Source organism: Acaryochloris thomasi RCC1774 (genome assembly GCF_003231495.1).
Classification (GTDB): domain Bacteria; phylum Cyanobacteriota; class Cyanobacteriia; order Thermosynechococcales; family Thermosynechococcaceae; genus RCC1774.
The window spans coordinates 110,710-122,691 of sequence record NZ_PQWO01000012.1 but is presented as its reverse complement, the minus strand read 5'-3'; the positions used below and the strand labels follow the sequence as shown (position 1 = coordinate 122,691).

Sequence of the window (11,982 nt, the reverse complement as noted above, 5' to 3'; positions counted from 1 at the left end):
AATTAAGACTGAGATTTAGGGGCCCTGTGACTCTCGCCATGGGTTGGGCAAGGAGGAGCACTAATGGATCGATCGAGCCAGCCGACAGCCTGCTGGAGCCGTGCCAGAGCTTCTTCGGGCTGGTTCTTGAGCAAGAATACGATCGCAACTCCCGCCTGCTCCAAAGCCCTCGCTTTGCGGTTGGCCTTCAGCCGATGCCAATCCATTGAAGAAATTGTCAGCTCCTCCGATAGCTTTTGGGCCAGCGGTAGGGCTACAGGTGACTTGTCCGTGGGAGGAGAGAGAGGAGCGCCAGACATTTTTCTGTTCCCGAATGTATGCCATCGATTGTAGCGGGGGTACCCTAGCTTTGTCAGAGTTAAAAGCTGATGGTTCGGTTCTCCGGTCACGATTGGAGGCGGCATCAGAAAACCTCTGCTACAATGCCTCTAGCTATTTCTGCGTCGTTGGTGACTGCCAATATGTTTTTTGATCTATAACTTTAACGAACGGGAGCCAATCAGCGCGATGGCAGTAGACCAGGCTTCGGCCAGGGCACTTTAAATCGATGCGATCAGCACCCACCTGGATTTTTCCAGGTCAAAAACTGAGGTAAGACGGCGTTGCGGGAATAACTAGCAAAGCGCCCTGTCATTGACAGGGCGCTTTGTGCATCTATGGGGGCGGAGGGACTTGAACCCTCACGACTTTTAAGGTCAACGGATTTTCATCCTCCCGCTGCTTTCGCAACTGCCCTTGCCAACCTGGCTGTGGGGCTTTGAGAATTGGACTCTCCCTTTACCCGCGCCCACAAGGCATAGCCCTTTGAGCGTGAGGGTAGCTCCCGTCGAGTCTCTGCACCTTCAAAAAAATAGCCCTTTGCAGTTCACCACGTAGGCTATTTCTAAGCTTGGCTCAGGATTGCCTTGCCTGCGTTCACAGGTTTAGGTTTCCCTGAATTTGAGAGCATTCACTTAATCGATTACTCGACTAAGGCCCAGTTTCCTAAGTCCGTAGCGTCTACCATTCCGCCACGCCCCCAAGATTGCTTCAATACCATATCACGGGACTATCCTAGATTTGCAGGGGGCGCTAGAATTCATATCCCAGTTCTGATAAGGGCTGTCCCGTCGGCCAAGTGCAAGAAACAACGTTGGGACCAATGACGCGCCACAGGTTGACAAGATGCTGTTCGATGGCGGGCTGTAGGACGGTGAGAAAGAGGCCTTCTGTGGTGTTTTGGTTGTGGGCAACCCAGCACCCTTGCAGAATGACTTCAATGCCAGCGTCTAGAGATGCACAAAGGCTGATGTTGTCGTCGTTGTGGGTTGCGATCGCATCTTCTAACGTCTTCATCTCGGTGACAGAGTCAGGAATGAGCACTGCGGCATAGCTTGGCTCTAGATGAATAGCTTGGCCAGTGCGGCGGGCTAAAAGCCGACGGCGAGCAATCATCGGCCCCATTCTGCCCGACAAGTATTCTAGGTGGGTGCCAATATCTGAGTAGGCTAGCTTTAACAACGGGGGTCTTCCTCTCTCTGTCACTGGCACATGTCTATGGTAGGCTTGCCACAAAATAGCTTGGCAAAGAAGCCTATCTCACTGAAGTGAGCCATGAATAGTACAATAATTCCCTCCCTTAATAGCAATCTTAAAGCCAAAGAATAAAAATCCGAGAATTAGTGCACTTTGAAGCCGTTACTCCGGCTGGGGAAGTGGTACAGCCAATGTTCTGAAGCAACTTTTCCGGGGTAAATTAAGTCTAGGGACTTTAGTATTGAGGTAATAGGGTATGCAAATATTTTCTTCAAGGCATCCCGTCCTTCGGGGCTGGTCCTCATTATTGATGATCGCCACCTTCTTGGCTGCACCAGCACTGGCAAAGCCGTCCAATTTCGGCAGCGTGAGCGTTGCCCCTGGCTTCAAGCCCGCTGCGAAAAACCTGACTGGCTATGCCAAGGGCGCTGTGGCGCTCCATAAGGTTGTGGGCGATCGAGATCGCAACAATAATCGCTGCATGGGGTATGGCTCTCCTGAACCCGATCATATCTTGGTCCTCAAAGGCAACTTTGCGCGTCTTAAACTGCAGGTCAAGAGCGGCAAAGACACCACTCTTCTGATTAAGGGGCCGGGTAACCAGCTCTTCTGTGCCGATGACACGGCCCGAGGACAAGATGCTGGCTTAACGGCCCAGAAACTCAGGGGTGGCACTTACCAGGTGTGGGTTGGCACGAGTGAACCGGGCCAGAAGTATCGCTATACCCTTTCCGTTGCTGAGTAGTGGGGTCCATCTCTACGTTAAATATTGCTGGGCGCAAAAACTGGCGTAGCGAGAGTTCGGCTGGCTGCTGAGTTCTGTATGGGTGCCGGATTCAACCACCTGCCCTTGCTCAAGGACTAGAATGCGACTGGCTCGCCGTACTGTCGTGAGGCGGTGGGCAATGATAAAGACGGTGCGCCCCTGCATAAGACGCTCCAGCGCTTCTTGAACGAGGGCCTCTGACTCTGAATCGAGAGCTGAAGTGGCTTCGTCCAAAATTAAAATGCGCGGGTTGAGAAGGACTGCTCTTGCGATCGCAAGTCGCTGGCGCTGCCCCCCTGAAAGCGTCACCCCACGTTCGCCGAGCTGCGTCTCGTAGCCCTCAGGGAACTGAAGAATAAACTCATGGGCATTAGCAACCTTGGCGGCATCTCTCACCGCCTTCAAATCAAAATGCGTTTGTCCAAAGGCAATATTGCGGGCAATGGTTCCAGAGAACAGCAGCGTTTCCTGAGGCACAATCCCAATCTGCTGTCGCAGGCTGCTGAGCGTCACGGACTGAATATCAATGCCATCAATCAAAATTTGACCCGCCTGGAAGTTATAAAAACGGGGCAGTAGGTTAACCAACGTTGTTTTCCCGGCCCCAGAAGCACCTACTAGAGCGATCGCTTCACCGGGCTGGGCTATCAGGTTCAATCGTTTGAGAATGGGCTGACCGGGGCGATAAGCAAAGCTGACGTCGCGGTATTCAACCTTCCCCTGGACAGCAGAGAGAATTATGGCATCGGGCGAGTCGATGACTTTGGGCTGCACAGCCAATAGCTCGAATACTCGATCAACAGAGGCTTGACCCTGCTTGTATTCGTTGAAGTTGGCCGTGAGTAGGTTAATGGGGTCGATGATCAGCGCCACGGCTGTAATGAAGCTAATGAACTCGCTGCCGGTGAGGTTCCCATCGATGATTTGCCAGCCACCGAGCAGGAACAAGAGCGCCACCGCGATTGCTTCCAAAAAGCCCACCACTGGGTACTGAATCGCCTTGATGCGCTCAGTAGCGTACTTGGCTTGCCGATTACGGTCAGCGGCCTGCGCAAACCGGCGAATTTCATAGTCCTCTGCCGCAAAGGCTTTGACCAGCCGAATGCCGCCAAAGACTTCAGTTAACAAGGCCGATAAGGTTGAGACTTGATTCTGGCTGCGGCGAGAGAGGGCCAGCAACCGTTCTCCAAACCAGCCGATTAATCCTGCCATAACCGGTGCTAACAATAGGGTGGTGAGGGTGAGAGGCCAGTTGAGATAGAGCATATAGGCCAAAATGGCGATCAACTGCAGCACACAGGGCAGCGCCTGATGGAACAGCTTGTTGAGGACTTCGCCAATTCGGTCTACGTCTTCGGTGAGCCGATAGGTCAAGTCCCCGGTTTGCGCCCGCTCAAAATAATCGAAATTGAGGCGCTGAAGGTGAGCATAGGTTTGCAGCCGTAGCGTCATGGCGACCTGAAAGGCCACACCCGCCATGAGCGCATCTTGGCCATATTCAAAGATGCCGCGCATGACAAACAGCAGTGCTGCCAAGACCGGCAGCAGCAGTAGAGCTTCCAGATCTTTTTGGCCGATGTACTCCGCGACTTGACCTAGTAAGTAGGCAATCAGGGGCATTGTGAGCACGTAGCCTAGGGTGCAACTGGTTGCGATCGCAAGGGTGAGCCAGTGAGGCCTGAGATAGGGCAGCAGCTGCCGATAGTGGGCTTTATTCACAGCAGAGTCGGCACTGGGATAGCAAACGGAGAGCAGATCTTGAGGCGATCGGACGAAGTCTTTCTTACGGAGGCTAGCCCACTCAAGACCATCGCAATTGTAGGTGAAAACGAGTGAGACTCAATCGGTTCCACTCGTTCGGGACTGCAGCAAAGATGTATTTTTGACTGCAATTTCTATCCAAAGATAGAGATCGATCTGATCCCTTCAGTAGATGGCGCAACGAGCGAATTCTTTCTACATTGAGATTGTAGAGCTTAATATTTCGCAACAAACGCAGCAAAAGCTGTAAACCGCTACGGCCTGTACGCTGTCGGTTCGCAAGTTTAGCAAGAACTAAGAGTAAAGGACTTTGGTATGCCTATCGCCCTAAGAGACGACGTAATGTACATTTTGCTTGAGAAAATCGGTAAGGCAAGTGGTGACGGCAAGCAGGCCGTCGATTTTCAGGCGGCTGACTTTACAGGGCGTGACCTAACCATTTCCGATTTTTTGGGGCATCTCGACTACCTCAATCAGAAGCAGTACATTGATGCTGATTTCACGGGTAACGCCTACGGCACGCAAGAGGACGTTCCCAATGCGGTCAACATCGAGACAGATAAATTAGACTTCCGAGTTGCCAACACCTTTGGTGCACCTGATGGTCCTCTGCCACATTTGATTAAGTTCGAACGGGCAGAACTGACCGAGAAGGGGAAGGAGATGCTAGAGCGCATGGAGCAGAAACTGCCAGCGGAGCTGATGAAAGGACCTGCTACTCCCATTGTTGACAGAGACACAGCGTTTCTAGAGAAGGTTGTCCTCAAGGGAGAGCTACCGGATATCTTTGAAGCTAGGGACATCACAACGGTTGTGTATCGAACCCTGCGTGACCTGATGACAACAGAGGCCGCTAAAGCAGTGGAGGCTGATTTACACAACGATGCCACGCGGTCGAGCAATGCTCGGCTACCGCAGGAGATCGCTGAGCTTTGGCGTGACAGCAATCCGCTCGTCCAGTGGCTGAGTAGCGTTCGTCCTCCGCTCAAGATTGACGCCGACACCTTTCTGTTCCGGATTAAGCAAGAGGGGGGTATTCCGCGCGGCACGACCAGCGAGAGAGTGATTACCGCTATTTTCTCCGCCACGAAGGAGGAGCTACCGGAAGATAGGGCCAAGCAGGTAGCTGACTGCCTACCTGGAAAGATCAAAGAAATGTGGCAAGCGGCTTAGGGGCACAGGGCAAGACCTAGATCTTGAACTCCGAAGGTAACTGCTAAGAGAAGCGGGCGCTGACTTTGGCTAGCGCTTGTTTTTCGTGTCTAAGTTCCTGGCGGGATGCATTTTGGGCTCAAATGACTCGTGAGCTTGCTTCTGAGTTAAGTTATGTTCGATGTCCTCCGTTCACAAGGTCTATCATGATCCACCAACTCCAAGTGCCGAGTATGGCCTGCTCTGCCTGTGTCGATACCATCACTCAAGCGGTGCACAAAATTGATGCTGCCGCCGCTGTCGAAGCTGACCCCAAAACTAAGATTGTGCAGGTGACCACTGAGCAGTCAGAGGCTGTTGTGAAGGATGCGATCGCAACTGCAGGCTACCCTGTCAGCTAGCGCCTAGCCCAATTAGAGCTGTTACCATAGCCACAAGATAAGACGCAACTGCGTTCCTAAAAGTGAAACATTCACGGGTTATTCCTCGTCTTAGCTTAGGATGCTAGCTAAGGTAGATCTGCACACGGCTAAGTGATCACCTGCCCCCATCCATAACGCGTATGACCTCCTCATTGTTACGAACACTACCCGCGCCGCTGCAGAACGTCAGTAGCTTGGCGATGCTAGCCTCTGTGGGGGCTCACATCATCTTTTTTGCTGGCTCATCCCTGCTTTCAGCTCAAGAAAGCGAAACACCCGAGAAGCTGCGAGTTGTCAGCCTTTTGCCCAGTCAGCAGAGTGCTGTGCAGCAACCCCCTCAGAACCCCAACGCACCGCTGCCTGTCCCAGCTCTGCCGCCTAAAGGGCGAGCCTCTTTTGAGGGTTTGCCTACCCTGAGACCGGGTGAGCAGCCTCAGGCTTTTCGACAATCGCCAGCGGCAAGCGCAAACCCTAATGTACAGGCGTTGGCGCAAAAGCAGCAGGCCCTCCGCCGTGAGCTGGCTCTCCGACAGCAGCAACAAGCAATACAGCAGCAGCAGCGGTCTATTCAGGCGCAGAAACAGGCGCAGCAGCAAGCCCAGCAGCAAGCGCTACGGAGGCAAAGGGTTCTACAGGCGGCGCAGCAGCAGGCCCAACAGCAGGCCAGTGCTAATCCCTTAAAAAATGACCCGCCCGGAGGTTGGACTGTTGGCTCTGGAGATGTGAAGATTCCCCCTATTGCTGCGGGGCAAAATCCCAACTTCGGTTTTCAGGGAAACAAAGGAGACGGGTTCCCCTTGGGTAATCCTCCCGCAGACTCCAAGACGCAGGCTGCTAGCCAAGGTTCGACTTCCGCTCCGCTTGACCCAAAGACGGCGACGCAGAAGCTGAGTAGAACCAATGAGAAGATAGTCGAAGTTAGAACATTTTTGGGTGAGGTCGTCAAACTATCAGGCGGAATTCCTGCGAACAAGAGTAAGCCAGAAACGCTTGACTCTCCTTCTGGAGCCGATCTGAGCAAGCTTGATGAGGCCGTTGTTGAGGTTCGCACCTACGTTACCAAGGAGGGCGAGAAAGCGGCGACTCGAGTGGTTGAAAAAACAGATCAAGAGGTCTTGAATCAGGCTGCATTGGCGGCGGTTGAGAAATATCAGCCAGACTCTTCTGATTTCGATAAGACGCTAATTTTTAGATATAGCTTTAAGCCTAGCGACGCGGCTCCTGCGGTAACAGGAGAGACGTCTGATGCCGCTCAACCTGAGAGTGAAACAGCGGAAAAGGACAGTAAAGATTCCACTAAGTCTCCTGAGAAAAAAGATGAGGCAGGCAAAGAGGATCCGTCCACGGCTGTAGAAGATAAGAAGAAAGATACACCTACGGCTGCAGAAGATAGTAAGCCTGAGGCTAAAGAGCAGAAGGGTGGCGATCAGCCTGCTGCCCAAACAGACTCAAAGCCAGATGAAAAAACGGCTAAGCCAGCGGTCGAAAAGACAGAAGCTGAGGCAGCCGCAGAGAGCAAAACGCCTGCTGCAAAACCGTCGCCCGCAGCAACTTCTCCGCAGCCCAATCCGTCACCAGACCCGAAGGAGGCGACGGACAAAACCTCTGATGCTGTCGGCGGAGCTGAGCAGGACACGGCATCGGCCTCTGACTTAAAAAGTGAAGCTGAAAAGAATACAGAGGAAGAAACAGAGGAGAGCGCAACTGAATCGGATTCTCCATCATCGAGCGATGAAGATAATCTGCTGAAAAAGCTAAATTTAGATGCTCTAAAAAAATAGCCTATCCGTTTGATGTTGATTGTCTACGGTGAAACGAGCCGTTCTCTCGGCTGGAGAAGACGGGGGCCGCTGGGGTCTTAGCCAATTGAACGCTAGGGATAGGCCCGTGATCGCAAACGGAAGCAGGAGCAGCAATGCGGCCCACTGGAAAATTACAGGGCGTCTGCGGCCTTTAATAGGGAACTCACAACTGAGGCAAATTTCGGTATCTTCGCTGTTGAGAGTGCCGCAAACGTTACAGGGAACTAGGGTCATGGTCTGACTCCCTTCTATAGCGGTACACGTAGTGATTCGGACATTGAAATGGCTAAAGCCCATTGATAGTAAAGCAAGGCTGTCCTAACTCAGCCGGGTACTGCTATATCTAAGGGGCTGTAAGGCGAGTGTAGACTGGATATGCTCCCATGCTGCCCTACCTTGAGGCCAATCTATCATTTATGACTGTACCGCTTGAAGAATATAACGATAGTCGTTTAGACCAGCTCTTGATCGGACTGGTGGCGCGCAAGATGTCGCGGGCGGTGGGTAAAACCACAGCGCTATCGGGCTATGAGGGGCTGGTGGATTTATCAGAGCAGGTGGTTAAGGGGTACGATGCCCAAGGGCAGCAGCGGGTGATTGGAACGATGTTGCGATCGCTAATTCCTGCACCTGTTCTGTGGTCAATCCGCACGTTTGTGCGCCCAGCTCGCTTGATTCTAGAGTGGAATGCTTGGTTCGCTAGCCATATGTTTGCTTGGCTCGTCGGCCCTTGTGAACAGAAAGAAGTCGAGGTTCCCACTGCCCAGGGGCAGCCTCGCACGCAGCGCAGCGGCATTCATATTAAAAAGTGCCGCTATCTAGAACAGAGTGGCTGTGTGGGCATGTGCATTAATATGTGCAAGCTGCCGACCCAAGAATTTTTTGCCCAGGAGTTTGGTTTTCCGCTGACGTTGACGCCTAACTTTGAAGACCTGAGCTGCGAGATGGTGTTTGGCCAGCCTGCCCCGCCGCTGGCGGAAGAAGCTATTTATAATCAGCCCTGCTTGACAACCCAATGTTCAGTGGCCCAGCCCAAGGCTCCCGCTTGCCCCAAAGTGCGGGAAGGGGCTTTGACAGGCTCCTAGGACTCCCACAGCCTCGGTCGTGGCTGCTCGTTGAGGCGCTCGTGGGTATCTTTCAATAGGGCCGGAATGTTGAGCTGCTCGGGACATCGGGGGAGACAATCACCGCATTCAGTACAGCGGCTGCCTTTACGTCCTGGGAACCAGTGGCCTGCATTCTCAAACATCCGGTAGCGATAGCGGCCAAATTCAGTCATGTCATAGCCCACGGCTAGATTCCGCAGCCGCAGTACTTCAGGGATGTTGATAGCTTCAGGGCAGGGCAGGCAGTCATGGCACTGGCTGCAGCGATCGGTTCCGAGAGTGTCCTCGGCGGTTTGTTCAAGCTGGTCAAGAATGGCTTGCTCGACGGGGGTGAGGGGATCGGTTGGATGGGTAACGGCGAGGGGCCAATCAAGCTGCTCAGGGTTCGCTGCTCCAACGCTTAGGGTGGTAATGGGTGGTTGACTCAGCAAAAACCGAGCGTTGAAATGCAAAGGATCTAGCGGCGCACATAGATCCTGAAGTTTCTGTGGCGGGGTGTATAGGAGGCCGCCTTTATCAGCAGGAGAGATGATAAATATACCCATGTCTTTTTGGTGGGCCACGGCCACGGCGGGGGCGTTCCGCTGCCAAAAGTAGGTGTAATGTAGGTTGATGAATTCGAAGAAATCGGTGTTGAGGGTATCGAGAATCAAATCTAATGGGCCGTGGGTGGAGAAGCCGACGTGACGGATCTTGTGGGTTGCGATCGCATCCCAAACCGCATCCATGCAGCCGTTCACAATCCAGCTGAAATGCTCTCGCGTATTAACGCCATGCAGCGCCAGACAGTCTATATAGTCAAGTCCCAGTCTTTCTAGCGATGTGTCAATTGCCGCCGACATCGATGCCGCATCCGGCTTTGGCGTCACCTTTGTCGTAATCACCACCTGTTCCCGGGGAATCTGTTCTTTTAGGACTGCCCCTAGATACAGCTCACTCTTGCCGTAACCTTGAGCCGTTTCAATATGGTTGATGCCCAGTGTCAGTGCCCGCTCAATGGTCGCCTTTGCATTGTTTGCCGACGCCAGATACCGCATTGTCCCTAAAGAGAAAACCGAGATCTCTAGATTGGTCCGCCCAAAACGACGATAGTGCATTAACCCGTTGCTTCACCGCCCCCAGAACTCTTGAGAAAATCACCTGGTCTAATATTCTCTAAAAACTCACGGAATTCTTCCTGTTCCTGTTCATCAGCCTCTTGATCGACAGGAATAGAAGCATCTGCGACCACCTCTTCAAGAACCCAGATGGGGGTATTCATGCGGAGAGCCAGTGCTATTGCATCGCTGGGCCTGGCATCAATCTCTTTCTTTATCTCTCCCTGCTCCAGGGTCATGATCGCGTAGTAGGTGCTGTCTTCCAGTGAGTGAATAACGACGCGGGTTAGCTCTAGATCCCATTCTGTCAAACAGTTTGACATCAGATCGTGGGTCATGGGGCGCTGCGTTTTTTGATTTTCAAGGGCACTGAGAATGGCTCGCGCTTCGGTTTGACCGATCCAGATCGGCAGTGCACGACGCCCCGTCCCATCCTTAAGCAGCACAATGGGTAGGCGACTGGAGGCATCCAGGGCAATACCTGCAACATTCATTTCAATCATCGGCCCAGCCCCCAGGGTGTGTGAGTAGTGAGCGCCATCGATGGATGGTCAACCCAAATCATCTCTATAATTTCGTTAAGAGTCAGATGATTTACCATTATCTCCCAAGACCACTGCTTAATCTGAATGTCATGGCACAGAGAAAGCCTCTGCCTTGAGCGTAGCGATCTCAAAGGGGATTTGACATCGGGAAAAATACTCAAGGCAATGTAACAGTATATTGATTCACAGGATGGAGCATGTTCACAGGACTTGTACAGGGGACCGGCTATCTCAGATCCAAAGGGGCCAATCAGTTGCTCGTGACCTGTCCGCACCAGCCCTGGGTTAAGACGATAGCTTTGGGCGATAGCGTAGCCGTTGATGGCGTGTGTCTAACGGTGGAGACCTTGGTACCGGGGGGATTTGTCGTCACGACCTCGCCGGAGACCCTGCAGCGGACCACCCTAGAGCGGCGGGTCAATGTTCAAGTTCCCGTCAACCTAGAGCCAGCTCTGCAGGTCGGCGACCGCCTGGGTGGACATTTCGTCACTGGTCACATTGATGATGTCGGGACGGTGGAAGAAATTATTCAGACGGGTGAGTCCTGGATCATTCGTTTTGGTGCCCCGACCGCTGTGGCAAACCATATCGTCTCGAAGGGCAGTATTGCCGTGAACGGCATCAGTCTGACCGTGGCTGACTGCAATACAGAGGGCACCTGGTTTACGGTGGCCGTGATTCCCCATAGCTTTGCGGAGACAAATTTGCAGCAGCTTCATGTCGGTCACTGGGTTAATCTCGAAACCGATGTATTGAGCAAATATGTCGCTAAATTTCTGAGAACGCCCGCCCCAGACCTACATCCAACCTCCATGCCAACCCTTTCGCCTGAGTTCCTGGCAGAACATGGTTTTGGATAGGTAAACAGTGATATGGCTCAAAACAATCCGCTATACGAGCAAATCTACGACCTCGTCCGCCAAATTCCGGTGGGGCAGGTGGCAACCTATGGCCAGATCGCGGCATTGTTGGGGCGACCGCGAAATGCTCGACAGGTGGGGTATGCGCTGTTTAGGGTTGCGCCGGATGCCGATGTCCCCTGGCATCGCGTTGTGAATGCGAAGGGTGAAATTTCTCAATCGCCCCAGCGACAGGGCAGTGACGATCTGCAGCGCATTTTGCTAGAGCAAGAGGATGTAATCTTCAATACGACCGATCGCATTAATTTAAGACAGTATCAGTGGGAAGCAAAATTAATGCCCCTCAATGCCCCTCATCTTCAAAAATAGCGATTTTTGAATTCGGCAAGGGCACACTGGAATCAGAGGGCCGTTGGTTTTGTTCAAGGTTGATAGCCTTCGACCGATTGAGTCGGACTGCAACAGGAGTGATGGCCGTAGGTCAGCCTGTTTGAGAGGGCCAGTTTTGAGGCGCACCAGAACCGCAATTTCTCCGTCACCTTCACTGAAAGGTTTATCGCTAATGGTTTTTAGTTTGCTGAAGTTATCTATGCCTAAGGGACGTCTCTCGAAGAAGGACCGTGCGTTTAAGTTCGACGTTCATGTTCTTATCTATCGCAATTCAGAACTGCTGGGGCATGAGTATCTTCTCAACGCGACGCCTCAAGCTTTTACCGCGCGCATGGCAATTTTAGAGGGGCAAGCCGATGTTTCCGTAACCTATGAAGCGGCGGGTGCTTTGGTCTCCGTGGCGGCCGATCTAGATATGGTTGATGGCAACCCGAGTATTCGCACTGAGACGCTACAGGAATGGCGGCGACGCGATCCGCAAACGGTGGCTCAAATAACGGGTCAATATTTGGATGATACGGATGAGGGGGATCTCTCACTCTGGCGACTTTAGGGGCGTGTAAGGC

14 protein-coding genes and 1 other RNA gene are annotated in these 11,982 nt (G+C 52.8%); 9 read left to right on the top strand and 6 right to left on the bottom strand.

The window, feature by feature from the left end:
* Window positions 1-2 precede the first annotated feature (2 nt).
* Complete coding sequence (locus C1752_RS18055) at window positions 3-299, bottom strand: DUF6439 family protein (RefSeq protein ID WP_110987453.1); 297 nt, start codon at window positions 297-299, stop codon at window positions 3-5.
* A gap of 133 nt (window positions 300-432) precedes the next feature.
* Here C1752_RS18055 and ssrS point away from each other — a divergent pair.
* A non-coding RNA gene (gene ssrS / locus C1752_RS18050) (6S RNA) lies at window positions 433-615 on the top strand.
* Between the two features lie 456 nt (window positions 616-1,071).
* On the opposite strand, the gene C1752_RS18045 is transcribed toward ssrS, so the two are convergent.
* A complete protein-coding gene (locus C1752_RS18045) occupies window positions 1,072-1,500 on the bottom strand; it encodes an alr0857 family protein (protein WP_110987452.1) in 429 nt (142 codons plus the stop codon).
* 271 nt (window positions 1,501-1,771) lie between these two features.
* On the opposite strand from C1752_RS18045, the gene C1752_RS18040 reads away from it, so the two are divergent.
* Window positions 1,772-2,260, top strand: coding sequence for a hypothetical protein (locus C1752_RS18040; protein WP_110987451.1), 489 nt, complete (start codon window positions 1,772-1,774; stop codon window positions 2,258-2,260).
* A 12-nt stretch (window positions 2,261-2,272) separates the two neighbouring features.
* On the opposite strand, the gene C1752_RS18035 is transcribed toward C1752_RS18040, so the two are convergent.
* Window positions 2,273-4,000, bottom strand: coding sequence for an ABC transporter ATP-binding protein (locus tag C1752_RS18035; protein WP_110987450.1), 1,728 nt, complete (start codon window positions 3,998-4,000; stop codon window positions 2,273-2,275).
* Between the two features lie 357 nt (window positions 4,001-4,357).
* Between C1752_RS18035 and C1752_RS18030 the strand changes: the two genes are divergently transcribed.
* From C1752_RS18030 to C1752_RS18020, 3 genes are all read left to right on the top strand, one after another.
* A complete protein-coding gene (locus C1752_RS18030; protein ID WP_110987449.1) occupies window positions 4,358-5,215 on the top strand; it encodes a DUF2267 domain-containing protein in 858 nt (285 codons plus the stop codon).
* A 185-nt stretch (window positions 5,216-5,400) separates the two neighbouring features.
* Window positions 5,401-5,595, top strand: coding sequence for a heavy-metal-associated domain-containing protein (locus C1752_RS18025; RefSeq protein ID WP_110987448.1), 195 nt, complete (start codon window positions 5,401-5,403; stop codon window positions 5,593-5,595).
* 161 nt (window positions 5,596-5,756) lie between these two features.
* Window positions 5,757-7,397: a hypothetical protein gene (locus tag C1752_RS18020; protein WP_146242373.1), complete on the top strand. Its 1,641-nt coding sequence runs from the start codon at window positions 5,757-5,759 to the stop codon at window positions 7,395-7,397.
* Here the strand turns inward: C1752_RS18020 and C1752_RS18015 are convergent.
* Window positions 7,386-7,652: a hypothetical protein gene (locus C1752_RS18015; protein ID WP_110987446.1), complete on the bottom strand. Its 267-nt coding sequence runs from the start codon at window positions 7,650-7,652 to the stop codon at window positions 7,386-7,388. The two genes, C1752_RS18020 and C1752_RS18015, sit on opposite strands and share 12 nt — an antisense overlap.
* Window positions 7,653-7,801: 149 nt before the next feature.
* Between C1752_RS18015 and C1752_RS18010 the strand changes: the two genes are divergently transcribed.
* Window positions 7,802-8,503 (top strand): DUF4033 domain-containing protein, encoded by a 702-nt coding sequence (locus C1752_RS18010; RefSeq protein WP_233501700.1) that lies wholly within the window; start codon window positions 7,802-7,804, stop codon window positions 8,501-8,503.
* Here C1752_RS18010 and C1752_RS18005 read toward each other — a convergent pair.
* Together C1752_RS18005 and C1752_RS18000 are read right to left on the bottom strand one after the other, a co-directional pair.
* Window positions 8,500-9,621 (bottom strand): aldo/keto reductase, encoded by a 1,122-nt coding sequence (locus tag C1752_RS18005; protein WP_110987445.1) that lies wholly within the window; start codon window positions 9,619-9,621, stop codon window positions 8,500-8,502. The genes C1752_RS18010 and C1752_RS18005 overlap by 4 nt on opposite strands.
* Window positions 9,621-10,124, bottom strand: a complete 504-nt coding sequence (locus C1752_RS18000) for a bifunctional nuclease family protein (RefSeq protein WP_110987444.1) — start codon at window positions 10,122-10,124, stop codon at window positions 9,621-9,623. Before C1752_RS18000 ends, C1752_RS18005 begins: the two co-directional genes overlap by 1 nt.
* A 239-nt stretch (window positions 10,125-10,363) precedes the next feature.
* Here C1752_RS18000 and C1752_RS17995 point away from each other — a divergent pair, with 239 nt between their 5' ends.
* The 3 genes from C1752_RS17995 (at window position 10,364) to C1752_RS17985 (ending at window position 11,969) form a co-directional block, all read left to right on the top strand.
* Complete coding sequence (locus C1752_RS17995; protein ID WP_110987443.1) at window positions 10,364-11,026, top strand: riboflavin synthase; 663 nt, start codon at window positions 10,364-10,366, stop codon at window positions 11,024-11,026.
* Window positions 11,027-11,038: 12 nt separating this feature from the next.
* Window positions 11,039-11,395: an MGMT family protein gene (locus C1752_RS17990; RefSeq protein ID WP_110987442.1), complete on the top strand. Its 357-nt coding sequence runs from the start codon at window positions 11,039-11,041 to the stop codon at window positions 11,393-11,395.
* Window positions 11,396-11,615: 220 nt separating this feature from the next.
* Window positions 11,616-11,969 carry a hypothetical protein gene (locus tag C1752_RS17985; protein ID WP_146242372.1) on the top strand — a complete coding sequence of 118 codons (354 nt, stop codon included), beginning with the start codon at window positions 11,616-11,618 and terminating at the stop codon, window positions 11,967-11,969.
* Window positions 11,970-11,982 lie beyond the last annotated feature (13 nt).

Bases quoted from the DNA above. Each gene is read 5' to 3' on its own strand.
- C1752_RS18055 (WP_110987453.1), bottom strand. From the start codon at position 299: ATGTCTGGCGCTCCTCTCTCTCCTCCCACGGACAAGTCACCTGTAGCC.
- C1752_RS18005 (WP_110987445.1), bottom strand. From the start codon at position 9,621: ATGCACTATCGTCGTTTTGGGCGGACCAATCTAGAGATCTCGGTTTTC.
- C1752_RS18020 (WP_146242373.1), top strand. From the start codon at position 5,757: ATGACCTCCTCATTGTTACGAACACTACCCGCGCCGCTGCAGAACGTC.
- C1752_RS18030 (WP_110987449.1), top strand. From the start codon at position 4,358: ATGCCTATCGCCCTAAGAGACGACGTAATGTACATTTTGCTTGAGAAA.
- C1752_RS17985 (WP_146242372.1), top strand. From the start codon at position 11,616: ATGCCTAAGGGACGTCTCTCGAAGAAGGACCGTGCGTTTAAGTTCGAC.
- C1752_RS18000 (WP_110987444.1), bottom strand. From the start codon at position 10,124: ATGATTGAAATGAATGTTGCAGGTATTGCCCTGGATGCCTCCAGTCGC.
- C1752_RS18015 (WP_110987446.1), bottom strand. From the start codon at position 7,652: ATGACCCTAGTTCCCTGTAACGTTTGCGGCACTCTCAACAGCGAAGAT.
- C1752_RS17995 (WP_110987443.1), top strand. From the start codon at position 10,364: ATGTTCACAGGACTTGTACAGGGGACCGGCTATCTCAGATCCAAAGGG.
- C1752_RS17990 (WP_110987442.1), top strand. From the start codon at position 11,039: ATGGCTCAAAACAATCCGCTATACGAGCAAATCTACGACCTCGTCCGC.
- C1752_RS18010 (WP_233501700.1), top strand. From the start codon at position 7,802: ATGCTGCCCTACCTTGAGGCCAATCTATCATTTATGACTGTACCGCTT.
- C1752_RS18040 (WP_110987451.1), top strand. From the start codon at position 1,772: ATGCAAATATTTTCTTCAAGGCATCCCGTCCTTCGGGGCTGGTCCTCA.
- C1752_RS18025 (WP_110987448.1), top strand. From the start codon at position 5,401: ATGATCCACCAACTCCAAGTGCCGAGTATGGCCTGCTCTGCCTGTGTC.